This is a genomic window from Flavobacterium lindanitolerans (assembly GCF_002846575.1).
GTDB classification, from domain to species: Bacteria; Bacteroidota; Bacteroidia; order Flavobacteriales; family Flavobacteriaceae; genus Flavobacterium; species Flavobacterium lindanitolerans.
The window spans coordinates 697,577-714,544 of sequence record NZ_PJND01000007.1 but is presented as its reverse complement, the minus strand read 5'-3'; the positions used below and the strand labels follow the sequence as shown (position 1 = coordinate 714,544).

Here is a 16,968-nt window from a genome sequence, read left to right as displayed (position 1 = left end):
TATTCTAAAAACGCTATATTTATAAATAATTAACACAGCTGCCATGAAACGTCTCTTACTATTTATCGCAATACCGCTCGCTTTTGCAAGCTGTCAAAAAGACAAAAAAGAAAGTTCTGAACTGAAAACAGTTGATTTCCAATCCAAAACTTTTGAAAAGAAGACAACGCTGCCATGCAAGGGAGACCTTTGTGCCGAAGTAAAGATAACGGTTCCGGAAGCTTCAGCCGTTCCGGTAGTAGCAGACAGTATCAACAAGAAAATCTTCAATACGGTTCGCGGCATCGTCTATTTTGGCGAGAAACCCTACAACGGAAAGACTTATGAAGACATCATGACTTCCTTTATCAATTCTTATGAAGAGCTGAAAAAAGAATTTCCTGATGAAACTTTAGGCTGGGAAGCCAAAATAGATGCCAAAGTAGATTATACTTCAGATAAGGTCTTAAACATCAAATTGCACCATTACACCTACACAGGTGGCGCCCATGGTTATGAAGGAAACCGTTCCCTGCTTTTCAATCCTGAAACCGGAAAAGAATTGACACGAAAAGACTTCCTGAAAGACGAAGCAGGCTTTAAGGCTCTTGCCGAAAAGGAGTTCCGAAAAAAATATAAGATTCCTGCTGGCGCCATAAATTCAACAGGACTGATGTTTGAAAACGAAGTATTTGAACTTCCTCAAAGTATTTTCTTTACACCAAAAGGACTGTTGTTATATTACAACACCTACGAAATTGCTTCTTATGCTGATGGCCCAAAAGAGTTATTACTGCCTTACGACCAGCTAAAAGACCATCTTCTTATCAAATAGCCTACACAAATTTGCGAATGCTCATCATCATCCCCAAATGCATGGCTTCGTGATAATAATTGTAAGCGATTGCGCCTTCCGCACTTCGGATTGTAAATCCCAGGTTGTTGGTGAATTCGTGGTACGTTTTAAAAATCTGGTTGTCAAAATCAGTTTGGGTCTGCTCAACGGTTACATAAAGCAATCGCTTTATTTCATTGATTTCTTCCTGCGTAGCGTCAGTTTCCGGACGGGTTCCTTTTTGGTATCTGGAAATCATTTCGTCTGAAACCATCGTTGGAAGTCCGGACAATTTATAAACCAACAATTGCTGTACGACAATAATATGGCCAATATTCCAAATCAGGTTATTATTAAAACCTTGAGGAACTTTGTTTAATTGTTCAAGAGAATAGTTTTGCAGATAGCCCTCTAAGACTTTTCTGTTCTGCATAGTGATATTGTATGCTTCGTGCATGGTATTTATTAAATTAAAAAGTTGTTTTTGAAATGTATTTTTAGCTTTTCTAATCAGGAACAGAGCGGAATTTAAAAAACACCTTTCTCTTGTCTTCTAAACTCATGGAGAAATCTCCCGTAATCATTTTGCATGTTTTTCTATCCAAAACATACTGTCCTTTTGCCTCATTATCAACAAAACCTTTCATTCCTTTTATTTTTGAAGCTATTGAGACAACTATTTGCTTGTCGTTAATTTCTGTTATTTTATAGGTTGATACGGTTTTTATTTTGGTCAGGGATTCTTCCCTTTCTGCTTCCCATTCAGAACCCACTCCAACCGGTTCTTCAGGAAAGGGAATATAGATGTTTGAAATATCTATAATCTGTTCCGTAAGTCTTCGCCTGTCTCCGTTTTTACTCCTGAAAGGCTCCACAACTTTTCCTTTGTTATTTACAGCAACCAAAAAAGACTGATTTAATACTTGCTGAAACTCCTGATGTGTACTCCTTTCTTCCTGGGTCATTTCATTGACATCTTTATTGGAATCATAACTTTCCTTTTCTCCAAAAGCATCGGAAGACGAACTCATCCTGACAACTTTTACATCAATTACGTTCCTGTCAGGCTTTATGGCCTCAGTTGTAAATCTCATTTCTACAATGCTTTGAAATTCCATAGAACCTCCTTTGACTACGGTAGCCGCATAAACTCTTTCGACTTCACCGGCCTTTAATTTAAGTTTCAGGTCAATGGTATCCTTTTTAGCACAACCAAATAAAATTGCCATTATTCCTCCAAAAAGGAGCCCGCAGATAATCCTAAATTTCATATTTATAATTTGCTGATAATTTTGATAAAAATACATCTTTTAAACTTTAAATGATTTTTCTTTGTACTATTAAATTTTATCCAAATGAACAATAAAATATACTATTTAAGCTCTTGCGATACCTGCCGAAAAATCATAAAATCACTTCCAAATACGGACAGGCTTGAATTTCATGACATCCGCCAGAATCCAATCACGGAAGCAGAACTGGAAGAAATGCACAAATTGTCCGGAAGCTATGAAGCACTATTCAGCAAAAAGGCTCAACTATACAAATCACTGGACCTGAAAAATAAAAACCTGCAGGAAGCCGATTTTAAAAAATACCTTCTGGAACATTATACCTTTTTGAGCCGTCCGGTTTTTATCATCGACGGAAAAATCTATATCGGCAACAGTCAGAAGAACATCCTTGAAGTGACCAAAGCGCTTTCTTAGCATGTCTACAAGAAATTGGGCCTTGCTGGGAGCCCTGATGGTTTCGATTATTTATGGCGTGACCTTTACCATTGCCAAAGACGTAATGCCGGAGTTTGTCAAACCTTTCGGATTTATCGTCTTGCGCGTTGGCGGTTCCGCATTGCTGTTCTGGCTCGTTGCGCTTTTTTTAAAGACCGAAAAAATTGCCTTGAATGATTTTCCCAGAATTATTGCTTCCGCCTTTTTTGGAGTAGCTTTTAATATGCTTACCTTTTTTGAAGGATTAAGCCTTACCTCTCCTATTATGGCTTCCGTAATTATGGTTACAACACCCATGATTGTACTGGTACTTTCGGCAATAATCATGAAAGAAAAAATTCTGAAATGGAAAGCTTTCGGGATTATATTGGGATTGGCCGGAACCTTACTGCTCATTTTATATGGAAAAAGCGTAGGCAATGCTCCCAATGCCATGTGGGGCAACTTTTTGGTTTTTGTCAATGCTGTTTCTTATGGATTTTACCTGATTATCGTCAAAAAGCTGATGGAAAAATACAGTGCTTTTTCTTTTGTGAAGTGGATTTATCTTTTCGGATTTATTATGGTGTTGCCTTTTGGATGGAAGCAGGTTCAGGAAATCGAATGGGCTATTATTCCAACACCTGTATATGCTAAAATCCTTTTTGTGGTTGTGATTTCTACATTCCTGACCTATCTGCTGAATCTCTTGTCCATGAAAGAACTCAAGCCTACTATTGTAGCCGTTTTTATCTACCTGCAGCCCTTTTTTGCAACATTATTCGCTATTGGTTTGGGAAAAGACCAATTGAGTCTGATAAAGGTAATTTCTGCCGCGATGTTTTTCCTGGGAATCTATCTCGTAACACAGAAGAAAAAAACCGTACCGGACAACTGATTCAAATCCTTATTTATAAGAATCTAATTTCAAGTGCCTGAAAACGGACTCAATACTTTTTATTACATTTGTAGCTATTTAAATTGGAATATGATACAATCAATGACTGGTTTCGGCAAAGCAACTTTGCAATTGCCTAACAAAAAAATTACCGTTGAAATCAAATCCTTAAACAGCAAAAGTTTGGATTTGAATGTGAGGACGCCTTATGTTTATCGCGAAATGGAATTGGCACTCCGAAATCAGATTGCTCAGAAATTAGAAAGAGGAAAAGTAGATTTTTCTTTATTTATAGAAATTACCGGAGAAGAGACTTCATCCAAAATCAACGTGCCTATTGTAAAAGCCTATATCAATCAGCTTAGACAAGTGGTTGACGGTGACGATACGGAACTATTAAAAATGGCTGTCAGAATGCCGGATGCCCTCAAAACCGAACGCGAGGAATTAGACGAAAATGAATGGAAAACCATACAGGGTGTTATTGACCAGGGTTTGGAAAACATTCAGGAATTCAGAACCTCGGAAGGTATTGCGCTGGAAAAAGAATTTCTTATCCGGATTGGCAACATTCTTGCGTTAATGAGAGAGACTGTAGCTTTAGATGGCGAAAGGATTGAAACGGTTAAAAACCGACTAAAAACGGCTATCGAAGAACTGAATGTCAATGTTGACGAAAATCGCTTTGAGCAGGAGCTGATTTTCTATCTTGAAAAATACGATATTACGGAGGAAAAAGTACGTTTGGAAAACCACCTGAATTATTTCATGGAAACATTGGCCGGAAAAGAAGCCAACGGTCGAAAACTAGGTTTTATTACCCAGGAAATAGGTAGAGAAATCAATACGATGGGTTCCAAATCCAACCATGCACAAATGCAGAAGCTTGTCGTCCAGATGAAAGACGAACTGGAAAAAATCAAAGAACAAGTCTTGAACGTTTTGTAAAAACAAACAACAACGCAACAATGAATAATGGCAAATTAATAGTATTTTCGGCTCCTTCCGGTTCTGGAAAGACTACGATAGTACGATACCTTTTAGCTCAAAAAGAACTGCACCTGGACTTCTCTATTTCTGCGACTTCACGCGAAAAAAGAGGAGAAGAAATCGACGGCAGGGATTATTATTTTCTATCTGCTGAAGAATTCCAGAAAAAAATAGAGGAAAATGCTTTTGTCGAATACGAAGAGGTCTACAAAGACAATTATTATGGTACTTTAAAAAGCGAACTGGAGCGAATCTGGGCAGCCGGAAAGCATGTCATATTCGATATTGATGTAATTGGCGGACTGAACATAAAAAAGCAATATCCAAAACAAACCCTGGCCGTATTTGTAAGTCCTCCTTCTGTAGAAGAATTGGAAAGAAGACTTCGTTTCCGTCAGACTGAAACCGACGAAAAGATACAGATGCGCCTTGCCAAAGCCGAGAAAGAAATTGCCAAAGCGGAGGAATTTGACGTAATCCTGAAAAATTACGACCTGGAAATAGCAAAAAACGACGCTTATAAATTGGTTTATGATTATTTGAAAATGATTTAATAAGTGGCTAAGTTGCTAAGACTCTAAGTTTCTAAGGGCCTTAGCAACTCAGAACCTTAATAGCTTAGAGCCTTAAAAGATGAAAATCGGATTATACTTCGGAACATTTAACCCAATCCATGTAGGCCACATGATTATTGCCAACCATATGGCTGAATTTTCAGATTTGAATCAGGTATGGATGGTTGTGACGCCTCATAATCCGCATAAGAAAAAAAGTACTTTGCTGGAAGACCACCACAGGCTTCAGATGGTTTTCCTGGCAACAGAAGACTATCCAAAACTTAAACCTTCTGATATTGAATTTAAACTGCCGCAACCAAACTATACAGTAAATACGCTGGCTTACCTTCAGGAAAAATTTCCAAAATATGAATTTTCCCTTATCATGGGTGAAGACAATCTGAACTCTTTCCATAAGTGGAAAAACTATGATGTTATCCTCCAGAATCACGATATTTATGTTTATCCCAGAATTTCTGACGCGGCTATCAGTCCGGAATTCACAGGACATCCGAAAATACATGTAATTGATGCTCCCATAGTAGAAATTTCATCGACTAAAATCCGGGAAAGCATCAAAAACGGTAAGAATGCAAGACCTATGCTTCCTGAAAAAGTATGGGATTATATTGACCACAATCTGTTTTATAAGAAATAGCTTTAGCCATAGGTTAAGAAATTAGAATAATTTTTATCACTGTTTAAAATCAGCGGCAATCATTCCAATCAGCGGCTAAAAAATAAAAAAGCTGATTTCAGCCACAGATTAAGAGATTAGAATGATTTTTATCGGTGTTTAAAAATCAGTGGCAATCATTCCAATCAGTGGCAAAAAATAAAGAAGTAGATTTCAGACACAGATTATAAAGGTTAAAAAATGAGTCAACTATTACGACAGCAAATCGAGAAAATCACGCCACTAACTGATGGCGAATTCGATTATATACTGTCGCATTTTACTCCTAAAAAATATAAAAAACACCAGTTTTTAGTTCAGGAAGGTGAAGATGTCCCTAATGATTTTTTTGTTTTGGAAGGCTGCCTGAAAGCCTATCACGTAAGCCAGGACGGGAAAGAACATATTCTCCAGTTTGCACTTCCGGATTGGTGGATTTGTGATTTCAATGCCTATTTCAACCAAACAAAAGCCACTCTCAACATTGACTGCATTGAAGACACGGAAGTACTCTGCCTTTCGTTATACAACCGTGAAAAACTCTGCTCAGAAATGCATAAGATTGAACATTTTTTTCGCAGAAAATCCAATGCCGGATATATTGCCCTGCAACAGAGAATCCTGTCGATGCTAAACAACAATCCGCAGGAACGTTATGAAAAATTACTGCAGCTTTATCCCAGCCTATTTCAAAAAGTCCCTAAAAAACTGATTGCTTCCTATCTTGGTGTTTCCCGGGAAACATTGAGCCGTTTTAGTTCGTGAGTGTGACAATTGTCACTTCAAATTCGTGACTTTTTACCTTTTCATCCCCTAAATTTCTTCTGAATTTTGTAACTTAATTCTAAAGAACATTAGTTATGAAAAAAATAATCGCTCCGGTTTTGATGGCAGTTACAGTTTTTGCCCTTTTCTTAAATCCGGATTTGGCCAACGCACAAACTAAAAAATCAAAAAAGATGGAAAAAAAGAAAATTTTATTCGTGGTATCGAGCCATGACAAAAAAGGAAACACAGGCGAACCAACCGGTTATTATCTGGGAGAAGTTACCCATGCCTGGGAAGTATTAAAAGACCATTATACAATTGATTTTGTAAGCCCAAAAGGCGGAACACCGCCTGTTGATGGCTTTGATCTGAACGACCCTATTAATAAGCAATTTTGGGAAGATGCGGTTTATCACAAGAAAATCAGCAATTCAATGAAACCGTCTGAAGTAAATCCGAAAGATTATGTCGCTATTTACTATGCCGGAGGCCATGGTGCCATGTGGGATTTTCCTGAAAATGCAGAAATTGCCAAAATCGCTACGGCTATTTATGAAAACAATGGCGTGGTTGGAGCAGTCTGCCACGGACCAGCCGGATTGGTAAACATTAAATTAAGCAATGGCAAATATTTGGTTGACGGCAAAAAAGTAAACGCCTTTACGAATGAAGAAGAAATTGCAGTAAAATTAGAAAAAGTCGTTCCGTTTGCTTTAGAAACAAAACTGATAGAACGTGGTGCTAAGTTCGAAAAATCCGGATTATGGCAACCACATGTTACGGTTGACGGAAGGCTCGTAACCGGACAAAATCCTCAATCCGCAAAAGGTGTTGGAGAAGCAGTTTTAAAAGAGTTGAAATCGCTTGGGAAATAATTGTTAACAGACTTTTACGACAGCAAAAATTACATGTTTTGTAATTTTACATAAAATTTAAAATTATGCTGAACTTCGAATTATATAATCCTACCCAATTGGTTTTTGGGAAAGGACAAATTGCAAAAATTTCCGACCTCATCCCAAAAGAGGCAAAAGTATTGATTACTTATGGTGGCGGTAGTATCTTCAAAAATGGTGTTTATGACCAGGTACGAAAAGCACTGCACGGGTATGACATCACTGAATTTGGAGGAATTGAGCCCAATCCACGTTATGAAACCTTGATGAAAGCCGTAGAAATCATCCGTGAAAAACAACTGGATTTTATACTGGCTGTAGGCGGCGGTTCTGTAATTGATGGAACCAAGTTTATTTCGGCTGCCGTAAAATTTGACGGAAAGCCAATGGATATTCTAAAAAAAGGAATTCGGATTCTTGACAATGCCGTTCCGTTTGGGACAGTTCTCACGCTTCCGGCTACTGCAAGCGAAATGAATTCGGGAGCGGTAATCACCATCAACGAAACTCAGGAAAAACTTTCGTTTGGTGGTCCTGCCCTATTCCCAAAATTTTCAATCTGCGACCCTGAAGTAGTTGCTTCATTGCCAAAAAGACAAATCCAAAACGGGATTATTGATGCCTACACGCACGTTCTTGAGCAATATCTTACCTATCCGCATGATGCACTATTGCAGGACAGAATTTCAGAAGGAATTCTGCAAACCCTAATTGAAATCGGACCGGAGGTTGTAGAAAATCCAACCGACTATAAACTGGCGTCTAATTATATGTGGAGCTGTACGATGGCATTGAACGGACTAATCCAGAAAGGGGTTCCTACGGATTGGGCTACGCATATGATTGGCCATGAACTGACTGCCCTTTTTGAAATAGACCATGCCAGAACACTTGCTATTATTGGCCCAAATCTGTACCGCGTCATGTTTGAAACTAAAAAAGATAAGCTGGCACAATATGGCAAAAGAGTCTGGAATGTTGCCGATGCTACTATAGATGAAATGGCTGTTGAAGCTATTGAGAAAACTGTTGAATTTTTTCATAGAATGGGAATGCAGACCAAATTGTCTGAATACACACAGGACTACGAAAAAACAGCCGATTTCATAGCCCGACGTTTTGAAGAAAGAGGCTGGAAAGGCCTGGGAGAAAAGAAAAACATTACTCCTGAAAAAGTAAAAAATATTGTGGAACTCAGCTATTAAGAGTTCACCCGTTTTAAAGTCAAAAGGCACTCCTGAAAGTAATTTTCAAGAGTGCCTTTTTCAAAACACCAAAAACAAATCTTAACTAACTTAATAATACGAAGGCGTATTATTTTGCAACGTATATTGTAATCTAACCAACTCAATATCAATAACGGCAACAATGATCCCGCATTGCATTGATAATCATAATTTTAAGTTAAAATTATCGCTGTGTCCGTTTTATGGAGTAGGTTTCTGACAAAAAAGAGAATAGAGGGGCGAAATTAATTTCCGATTACCACTTATTTGAGTATTTTTGGCAAACAAACGAACCGAAATGAATGAACATCCAAAATTTGCCGTAATTGGCGGCGGAAGCTGGGCGACAGCAATTGCAAAAATGCTTTGCGTTAATCTCGAAGAGATTGCGTGGTATATGAGGAATGAAAGTGCGATTGAACATATCAAAAAGTTCAAACACAATCCGAATTACCTCAGTTCTGTTGAATTTGACACCAAAAAACTAAAACTTACCAGTAATATAAACGAAGCAGTAAAATATGCCGATTATATTATTTTCGCTATTCCTTCAGCTTTTTTAAGTGGCGAATTGGAGCATCTTACAGAAAGCCTGGATGGAAAAATTATTTTTTCTGCCATTAAAGGTATTGTTCCGGAAACCAGCCTTATTGTTGGAGAGCATTTCCATGAAAAATACAATATTCCTTATGACAATATCGGGGTTATAACCGGTCCTTGTCACGCTGAAGAAGTTGCCATGGAACGCCTTTCCTATCTGACCATTGCTTGTGGCGATTCGCAAAAGGCCAAAATTATGGCAAATAACCTCAGCGGCAATTATATCAAAGCCAAAATTTCTGACGACATTATTGGTACAGAATATGCCGCCATGCTAAAAAACATTTATGCTATTGCAGCCGGAATGGCCCACGGTTTGGGTTATGGCGATAATTTTCAGGCGCTATTGATGAGTAACGCAATACGCGAAATGAAAAAATTCATCCGAAAGGTTCATAAAATGAAACGAAACATCAATGATTCTGCCTATCTGGGCGATTTATTGGTTACGGGATATTCTATATTTTCGAGAAACAGAATGTTTGGAAACATGATTGGAAAAGGCTATACCGTAAAATCTGCCATGATGGAAATGAGTATGGTTGCCGAAGGCTATTACGCCACAAACAGTGCCTACAAGCTAAATGAAGGCTTGCGCGCCAAAACTCCAATCATTGATGCAGTTTATGGCATCTTATATGAAGGAAAAGAACCTAAAAAAGTATTTAGAAAACTAACTGAAAAACTTAACTAATTCCTGACATGCAAAACAACGGCGTCGACCATCTAGTCAATCATCCCGGAATCCTGACCGCATTTTCTGTTGTTATCATCATTATGCTGCTTCTTGATTTAGGAGTGTTCAACAAAAAAAGCCATGTCGTTTCGAACAAGGAAGCGGCTATCTGGTCAATTGTATGGATTTCGTTAGCTATGGGCTTTAGCGGCGTGATTTATTATTTGATGGGAATAGAGCAGTTCACGCAGTTCCAATCGGCTTACTGGATTGAAAAAGCGCTTTCTGTCGATAACCTTTTTGTTTTCATTCTGGTTTTTGGTTTTTTTAATGTTCCGAAACATTTGCACCATAAAGTCCTGTTTTGGGGAATTATCGGGGCTTTGATTTTCAGGGCGATTTTTATTTTCTCCGGCGTAGAGCTTATCAATATGACCTATCTTCCTGAAATGAATATTTTTGGAAAGCTCGTCAGCATTAATGTTGTCTTATCGGTCTTTGGGTTTTTCCTTGTTTTCGCAGGATTCAAATCGTGGTTTTCAAAAGAAGACAATGACGAAAACAAAGATTTTACAAAAAGCCCGGGAGCCAAATTGGTACACCGATTCTTCAAAGTTTCTGAAAATTATGATGGCGATAAGTTTTTTACGGTAGAAAACGGAGTCAAAATGGCAACACCGTTGTTAGTTGTTGTGGCTGTTATCGAATTTACTGACTTGATTTTTGCAGTCGATTCTATTCCGGCTATTTTTGCGATAGCACCAAACGATCCGTTTATCCTTTATACTTCAAACATTTTTGCCATCTTAGGACTTAGGGCTTTATATTTCCTGTTGGCCAACTTTATGTATATGTTCAGCCGACTAAAGTACGGACTGGCAATTATCCTGGCTTTTATAGGTGTAAAAATGCTTGTACAGCCTTTTTACCATATCTCATCACCAACTTCACTGACTGTAGTAGGAAGCGTACTGATTTTGTCTGTAATGGCTTCTTTGGCTTTTCCTGTAAAAGAAGAAAAATAGTCTATTTGTGAAAATAAAGTGAAAGTTCTCGGCTTGTGTTATTATTTTTCGTAATTATGATAAATAATAACCATACAACCTTATGTTAGAACAACTTTTAAACTCGGGAAAATTCTCCGAAGTTTTAGACCATGTTGCCAATGGCGAAAAACTTCCAAAAACACTAAACGAATACAGTAAGTCAGGCATTTTTGACAGACTATTTCAGCAAAAACAATTTGAAATTATCCGCCTCTTTTTAGAAAATGGTGTTATTGAAACTGACGTCTATGAATTTGACAGTTTTGATAAAAGCATTTTCCAAAGCGTCGTGAGGGGCCTGCAGACAGATGATGAATCTTTTGATTTTTTCAGGGAATTTATTTCAAAATTTGACAATATAAACGATGAAGTGGGTGCCAAAACTCTCATTGGCTACTTTTTCGAGAAAGGCGCCAGTCTCGAAAGTATTAAAATACTGGCAGAAACGGGATGTAATGTAAACTTCAAGAACAATGCCGAAGAAAATTTCCTGCATCAGGTTATAAAAACCAATCTGATGAAACCCGAACTTTCCCTTTCGTATCTTGAATTTCTGATACAGGAAGGTTTGGATGTCAATGCTCAGAACATTGTGCAGAAAACACCTTTGATTACAGCCATAGAATTCAACAGAAACGAATATCTTGAGCTTCTTCTGCAAAATGGAGCCAATCCTAATCATGCCGATAAAAATGGAAATACGGCCTTTTTCTATGCCGTAGCCCATAAACTAGATGTCAGGTTGTACGATTTACTTCGAAATTACGACATACCTCAATTTGACCTGCTCAACAGCGACCAGGTAACGCTTTTGTTTGAATACATGCGAATGATGTATGATACTTCAGAAAAAAGTCTGGAATTATTACGAAAGCTCATTGATGATGGAGCAGATATATACCAAACCAGCATTTATTATGGCCGGGACACAATGCCAGCCGACCTCATCGCTGAAAAAAAACCGGAAGTACTTCAAACTATTATAGAAACCGGAGCCATCGACATTAATCGTCAGGACAATAACGGAAATACATTATTGCATAAAGTTTGTGCCTACAATGTGAATTATGATGCTGAAAAAGCAAAGGAAATGTACCGAAAAGTAAAGCTTTTGCTTGAAAACGGTGCCGATGTCACAATCACAAACGACAAAGACCAGACGGCCCTGAATCTCGCGTCTGATGATAACCTGAAAATAAAAACCGTTGAACTGCTGATAAAGCAATCCTAATCCGAAACGAACCATGTCAATGTCATTTATAATCGCTTGCGAAAGCGGAAAAAGAAAAATAGCAGAACTTTTATTAGCCAACAAAGAAGTTGATGTAACCTATACTGATGAAAAAGGCAGAACTGCATTGCATTATGCAGCCCATCATGGTTATCTTGACCTTGTACAGATACTCATTAGCGAAGGAGCCGCTATTGATTATGAAGACCACGCCGGTGAAACGCCTTTCTATTTTGCCTGTTTGCAAAAACAAAAGCAGACGGCATTATTCTTATTGGAAAAAGGCGCCAAAACAGACGTCAAAGATTTCAAAGGAAACAGTCTTTTGCATCTTACAGCCCAAACCGGACAAATTGAGGTTTTAGAAAAACTGCTTGAACAGGGCGTAAATGCTGATATAGAAAATAATGAAGCCGAAACCCCGCTTCTTATAGCAGCCAGTTGGAGAAATGCAGCGATTGTCAAAAAATTATTAGAAAACGGAGCCGATGTCAATACGACCAACAAACAGGGCAATTCACCTTTGCTGTTTGCCGTCAAATCAAAAAACCAGCCCATGGTCGAACTGCTTTTGGAAAATGGAGCTGCTATTAACCATATCAATCATGCCGGCGAAAGCGCTTTGCTTTTGGCCTGCTATGACAGCAACCGCATGCTGACGAAACTCTTAACGGAAAAAGGAGCCGACATTTTTGTTTCTTCCCAAAACGGATTGTCACCAATATGGTATGCCTGTTCCAACAACCAAAAAGAAATTGTCGAGCTTTTTATAAATAATGGTGTCGATGTTAATTATTCCAAACCCGTGACCGGAAACGAAACGTCCATGTATTCTTATCTGGATTGGGTGGAAACGGCCGACAGTCTTAGTATTTCGAGTAGTTTTTCATTAGACACATCTTATGGTTATGGTGGCGAAAGCTTGCTGCATGTTGCCGCAAAAAGCGGCCATGTGAGTATGGTCAAATTGCTTTTGGATAAGGATGCCAATATCAACATACAGGATGAAAGTGGCAATACGGCTTTGCATTATGCAGCAGCTAACGGCAAAAAAGATATGGTAAAACTGCTTTTGGAAAAAGAAGCAGATGCTTCTGTAGTAAACGCAAAAGAACAGAAAGCGATTGATTATTCCAACATCAAGGGATTTAATGAAATTACGGAACTGTTGCTAAAATACAGTCCGTCAAACACTGCTAATCCAAATAGTACGAAAACAGAACCCGCACCAGCTTCCGCTCCTGTTGATATGGCTTCAAAAAAGCAAGCCTTATTAGACCTGAAAGAGCTTTTGGATGCCGGAATTTTATCGCAGGAAGAATTTGATGTTGAAAAGGCTAAGATTTTGAAAGGCTGATTTATCTGACGATAACTCCGTTTACAAATAAAATCGGCACTTCTTCTGTAGCGCGCTCGTTGATAGTATTTGTACGGAAAATGAATTTCTTATCATACAGGGTGTTTCCTATAAAATAAGTAACCATGAATTCGTTGTTAAGAGCCAAAACGCTCTTTTCAACCATTTCTACTTTTACTACAGAAACTGCAGGAACCTGCGTAAAGGCATGGCGTAAAAGTGATGTTTTTTTCATTTCGCCATCAATGGTTCCGAAGGCCTTTGATACGACCATGACACTATCCAAATCAAAATCACTGTCATTGACCAAATAAACATACCATACTTTTTCCATAAAGTCGTCGTTCCATTCCTGAACGGCGGCTAGGAAAACGTTTTCTACTTTTGGGATAACGATATCTTTTTTCATAGTGGATAGTTGATAGTGGAAAGTGGAAAGTGAATAGTGGAAAGTAATTAGTCTTTTTTTAGACAATTACTTTCCAACTTTCGACTTTATGACTTTATGACTTTATGACTTTATGAACTTTACGACTTAAATAGAAGATTTAAATTGTTCCAGGAATCGTACGTCGTTTTCATAGAACATCCTGATGTCGCCAATTTGGTGCAGCAGCATTGCTATTCTTTCAACACCCATTCCAAAGGCGAAACCTGTAAATTCATCTGCATTGATACCACAGTTTTTCAGCACATTAGGGTCAACCATTCCGCAACCACCAATTTCAAGCCAACCGGTTCCTTTGGTAATTCTGTAGTCGGTTTCGGTTTTTAATCCCCAGTAGATATCAATCTCCGCACTTGGTTCCGTAAACGGGAAATAAGACGGACGCAAACGGATTTTTGATTTCCCGAACATTTCTTTTGTAAAATATAAAAGCGTCTGTTTCAGGTCGGCAAACGAAACATCTTTATCGATGTACAAACCTTCCACCTGGTGGAAAATACAGTGCGAACGCGAAGAAACGGCTTCATTTCTGAAAACACGTCCCGGAGAAATCGTTCGGATTGGCGGTTTGTTTTCTTCCATATAACGCACCTGAACTGATGATGTATGTGTTCTCAACAGGATATCCGGGTTAGTCTGGATAAAAAAAGTATCCTGCATGTCTCTTGCCGGATGATATTCCGGAAGATTCAATGCTGTGAAGTTATGCCAGTCGTCTTCAATTTCCGGACCTTCAGAAACGTTGAAACCAATGTTAGAAAAAATATCTACAATCTGATTTTTAACCAAAGAAATAGGATGGCGCGAACCTATCTTTACAGGTTCTGCCGGACGCGTCAAATCGCCATAGATGCCTATGGTTTCTTCCTTGCTTTCAAACAATTCCTGAATGGATTTTAGCTTATCTTCAGCCGTAGTTTTCAACTGATTGATTACCTGCCCGAATTCTTTTTTCTGTTCGTTAGGAACATTTTTGAACTCGGCGAAAAAATCTTTTATAAGGCCTTTGCTCCCAAGAAATTTTATTCTGAAAGCTTCCAGTTCCTCTTTATTTTGGGTTTGAAACGCTTCTACTTCGCCAATATATTCTTTAATCTTGTCTATCATCTTCTTTTAGTAAAGGTGCAAATTTAATATTTTTTCCCTGAAAAAAGCCCGTTCTGAAAGAACGTTTCGCAATCTCTAATCGATAAATTCTCTTTCCAGAAAATAATTCACAATGGCTTCTTTCATTAGTACGGATTGCTCACCTGCTTTCAATGGTGGCAGTTCTTCTTTTATCTTATAATGTGGCCATCCTTCATTGTCAAAATAATCAAATTCATAGAATCCGTAAGGCTCCAGCAGGCGGCATATGGCAATATGCATCAGGTTTACCTTTTCATCTTTTTTGAATTTATTATGAACCTTTCCCAGTTCCTGTACTCCGATAAGGTAAATGATGGAGTCCAAATCGAGCTCATCATCGCCTTCGGCAAATTGGTGGGATAAAAGACTGACGACTTTTTCCCAGCGTTGTTTTAATTGTATATCTCTAGACATTTGAATCTTAGTTTTTTAAGTTACGAACAGAAATCTTCCATTCAAATTGTGAATTTAATCTGCAAAGATACATTGTTGATTTTTGTTTTTCTATGCAAAGTCATCTATCTTGGCTGCTTATTATTTTTTGATGGGATTTTTAGATATTATTTTAGGCATTTTCTTAGCCTATGGTTTAATCAGAGGGCTTTGGAATGGGCTTTTTGTAGAGTTTGCTTCTTTGGTTTCGCTACTTTTAGGAATTTATATTGCGATAAAGTTTTCTTTCATTACAGCTGAATTTTTAGCAGATGTATTTTCCTGGAATCCAAAAACCATTGCCATCTGGGCATTTGTACTGACTTTTATTGGTGTAGTTATCGGTATTTCGTTACTGGCAAAATTCTTTACTTCCATTGCCAATTTTGCAAGTTTGGGACTGCTAAATAAAATTGCCGGAGGAGTTTTTGGCGTCCTGAAAATGTGCCTGATTCTGAGTTTTGTGCTGGCACTGTTCCAAAAAATCAATTCCAACAATACGTTTGCCGAAAAGAAAACCCTTGATGACTCGCTGTTTTATAACCCGATTCTGAAAATTTCAGAGTTTGTTTACCCTGTTTTTGAGGAATGGTTTGAGGAGTTGAAGAAGTAGTATTTAGATGGCAGATGCCAGATTTTAGGCGGCAGACTCAAATCATAAATCTTAAACTCTCCAAATCCTGTATACTGACTAAATAAGATGGTAGATTCTAAACTGCAGACTGAAACCTGCTACCTGCCTCCTGATATCTACTACCTATAAACTACTTTATCTCTTTCAAAACATCCTTATTCACCCAACCTTCTTTTTCATCAGCCAATTGAATTTTCCTCCAATTATCCAACGTTTCAATAATCTGGACTTTTGTGCCTTCATGAAGTACAAAGGCATTATCTGCATTTTCTTTCGGTTCATTTTTAACACCCACCGTATCTGCAAAAATTATGGCTGGTTTATCGTTTTCATAGCTTGTCTTTTCTGCTATGGCAGAAGCAACACTCACAATTAATGCAATTAATGCAACGAATAATCCCACAAAGAAAACGCGTTTGAGCCAGGTTGCCGCCGAAAAATAATATCCTATGAAAAACAACAGGAACAGGATTGAAAAGCCAATAGCAATTTTGGCCCAGCCGTCATAGGTATAGGAAGACGTAAAATCATGAATGATTTTTCCAAAACCAACCTGCTGCACAGGCTTGATATCGTCAATTGTCATGTTTTGGGCAAATTGCAGGTTGTTTCTGGCATCACTATAGCCAGGATTAAGCAACAGTGCCTTTTCGTAATAATAAATCGCAGGAGCGGTTTTATTGAGCTTGTAATAAGCATTTCCGAGATTAAAATACAATTCCGCTGAGTGCTGTTTTGTTTTCAGTACATTTTCATAGGCTTTGACAGCTTCTTCAAATTTGTCCTGACGGTAGAACTTATTTCCGGCCTCAAAATTGTCCTGTGCCCAGAAAACCTGGGTAAAAAGCAACAGTATGTAGACTATGTTTTTCATTTTTGTTC

General features: G+C 38.1%; 20 protein-coding genes. 14 read left to right on the top strand and 6 right to left on the bottom strand.

Going from position 1 to position 16,968, the window contains the following annotated elements; all coding sequences use genetic code 11:
• Positions 1–43 precede the first annotated feature (43 nt).
• Positions 44–814, top strand: a complete 771-nt coding sequence (locus B0G92_RS03175) for a DUF3298 and DUF4163 domain-containing protein (RefSeq protein ID WP_101471072.1) — start codon at positions 44–46, stop codon at positions 812–814.
• Between the two features lies 1 nt (position 815).
• On the opposite strand, the gene B0G92_RS03170 is transcribed toward B0G92_RS03175, so the two are convergent.
• Positions 816–1,271, bottom strand: coding sequence for a DinB family protein (locus tag B0G92_RS03170; protein ID WP_101471071.1), 456 nt, complete (start codon positions 1,269–1,271; stop codon positions 816–818).
• A 49-nt stretch (positions 1,272–1,320) separates the two neighbouring features.
• Entirely contained in the window at positions 1,321–2,085 is a 765-nt protein-coding gene (locus tag B0G92_RS03165) for a DUF6263 family protein (RefSeq protein ID WP_101471070.1), read from the bottom strand.
• Between the two features lie 84 nt (positions 2,086–2,169).
• On the opposite strand from B0G92_RS03165, the gene B0G92_RS03160 reads away from it, so the two are divergent.
• The 12 genes from B0G92_RS03160 (at position 2,170) to B0G92_RS03105 (ending at position 13,444) form a co-directional block, all read left to right on the top strand.
• A complete protein-coding gene (locus B0G92_RS03160) occupies positions 2,170–2,523 on the top strand; it encodes an arsenate reductase family protein (RefSeq protein WP_056066819.1) in 354 nt (117 codons plus the stop codon).
• A gap of 1 nt (position 2,524) precedes the next feature.
• Positions 2,525–3,421, top strand: a complete 897-nt coding sequence (locus tag B0G92_RS03155; RefSeq protein WP_101471069.1) for a DMT family transporter — start codon at positions 2,525–2,527, stop codon at positions 3,419–3,421.
• 90 nt (positions 3,422–3,511) lie between these two features.
• Positions 3,512–4,369 (top strand): YicC/YloC family endoribonuclease, encoded by an 858-nt coding sequence (locus tag B0G92_RS03150; RefSeq protein ID WP_056066826.1) that lies wholly within the window; start codon positions 3,512–3,514, stop codon positions 4,367–4,369.
• A gap of 20 nt (positions 4,370–4,389) precedes the next feature.
• On the top strand, positions 4,390–4,965 hold the full coding sequence (gene gmk, locus B0G92_RS03145; protein WP_056066828.1) for a guanylate kinase: 576 nt from the start codon (positions 4,390–4,392) through the stop codon (positions 4,963–4,965).
• Between the two features lie 79 nt (positions 4,966–5,044).
• Positions 5,045–5,626, top strand: coding sequence for a nicotinate (nicotinamide) nucleotide adenylyltransferase (nadD, locus tag B0G92_RS03140; protein WP_101471068.1), 582 nt, complete (start codon positions 5,045–5,047; stop codon positions 5,624–5,626).
• 219 nt (positions 5,627–5,845) lie between these two features.
• Complete coding sequence (locus B0G92_RS03135) at positions 5,846–6,409, top strand: Crp/Fnr family transcriptional regulator (protein WP_056066834.1); 564 nt, start codon at positions 5,846–5,848, stop codon at positions 6,407–6,409.
• A gap of 95 nt (positions 6,410–6,504) precedes the next feature.
• Complete coding sequence (locus tag B0G92_RS03130; RefSeq protein WP_101471067.1) at positions 6,505–7,287, top strand: type 1 glutamine amidotransferase domain-containing protein; 783 nt, start codon at positions 6,505–6,507, stop codon at positions 7,285–7,287.
• 65 nt (positions 7,288–7,352) lie between these two features.
• Entirely contained in the window at positions 7,353–8,513 is a 1,161-nt protein-coding gene (locus tag B0G92_RS03125; protein WP_101471066.1) for an iron-containing alcohol dehydrogenase, read from the top strand.
• A gap of 319 nt (positions 8,514–8,832) precedes the next feature.
• Positions 8,833–9,828 (top strand): NAD(P)H-dependent glycerol-3-phosphate dehydrogenase, encoded by a 996-nt coding sequence (locus B0G92_RS03120; RefSeq protein ID WP_101471065.1) that lies wholly within the window; start codon positions 8,833–8,835, stop codon positions 9,826–9,828.
• Between the two features lie 8 nt (positions 9,829–9,836).
• Entirely contained in the window at positions 9,837–10,835 is a 999-nt protein-coding gene (locus B0G92_RS03115) for a TerC/Alx family metal homeostasis membrane protein (RefSeq protein WP_101471064.1), read from the top strand.
• Between the two features lie 82 nt (positions 10,836–10,917).
• On the top strand, positions 10,918–12,087 hold the full coding sequence (locus B0G92_RS03110) for an ankyrin repeat domain-containing protein (protein ID WP_101471063.1): 1,170 nt from the start codon (positions 10,918–10,920) through the stop codon (positions 12,085–12,087).
• A 19-nt stretch (positions 12,088–12,106) separates the two neighbouring features.
• Entirely contained in the window at positions 12,107–13,444 is a 1,338-nt protein-coding gene (locus B0G92_RS03105; RefSeq protein WP_245867674.1) for an ankyrin repeat domain-containing protein, read from the top strand.
• A 1-nt stretch (position 13,445) separates the two neighbouring features.
• On the opposite strand, the gene B0G92_RS03100 is transcribed toward B0G92_RS03105, so the two are convergent.
• The 3 genes from B0G92_RS03100 to B0G92_RS03090 all read right to left on the bottom strand — a co-directional run bounded on the left by B0G92_RS03100 (position 13,446) and on the right by B0G92_RS03090 (position 15,434).
• A complete protein-coding gene (locus B0G92_RS03100) occupies positions 13,446–13,853 on the bottom strand; it encodes a hypothetical protein (RefSeq protein WP_056066866.1) in 408 nt (135 codons plus the stop codon).
• Between the two features lie 126 nt (positions 13,854–13,979).
• A complete protein-coding gene (gene pheS / locus B0G92_RS03095) occupies positions 13,980–14,999 on the bottom strand; it encodes a phenylalanine--tRNA ligase subunit alpha (RefSeq protein ID WP_101471061.1) in 1,020 nt (339 codons plus the stop codon).
• A gap of 75 nt (positions 15,000–15,074) precedes the next feature.
• Positions 15,075–15,434 (bottom strand): hypothetical protein, encoded by a 360-nt coding sequence (locus B0G92_RS03090; protein WP_101471060.1) that lies wholly within the window; start codon positions 15,432–15,434, stop codon positions 15,075–15,077.
• Between the two features lie 130 nt (positions 15,435–15,564).
• On the opposite strand from B0G92_RS03090, the gene B0G92_RS03085 reads away from it, so the two are divergent.
• Positions 15,565–16,065 (top strand): CvpA family protein, encoded by a 501-nt coding sequence (locus B0G92_RS03085; RefSeq protein WP_101472007.1) that lies wholly within the window; start codon positions 15,565–15,567, stop codon positions 16,063–16,065.
• 151 nt (positions 16,066–16,216) lie between these two features.
• Here B0G92_RS03085 and B0G92_RS03080 read toward each other — a convergent pair whose 3' ends face one another.
• On the bottom strand, positions 16,217–16,960 hold the full coding sequence (locus B0G92_RS03080) for an SH3 domain-containing protein (protein WP_056066875.1): 744 nt from the start codon (positions 16,958–16,960) through the stop codon (positions 16,217–16,219).
• Positions 16,961–16,968: the final 8 nt, after the last annotated feature.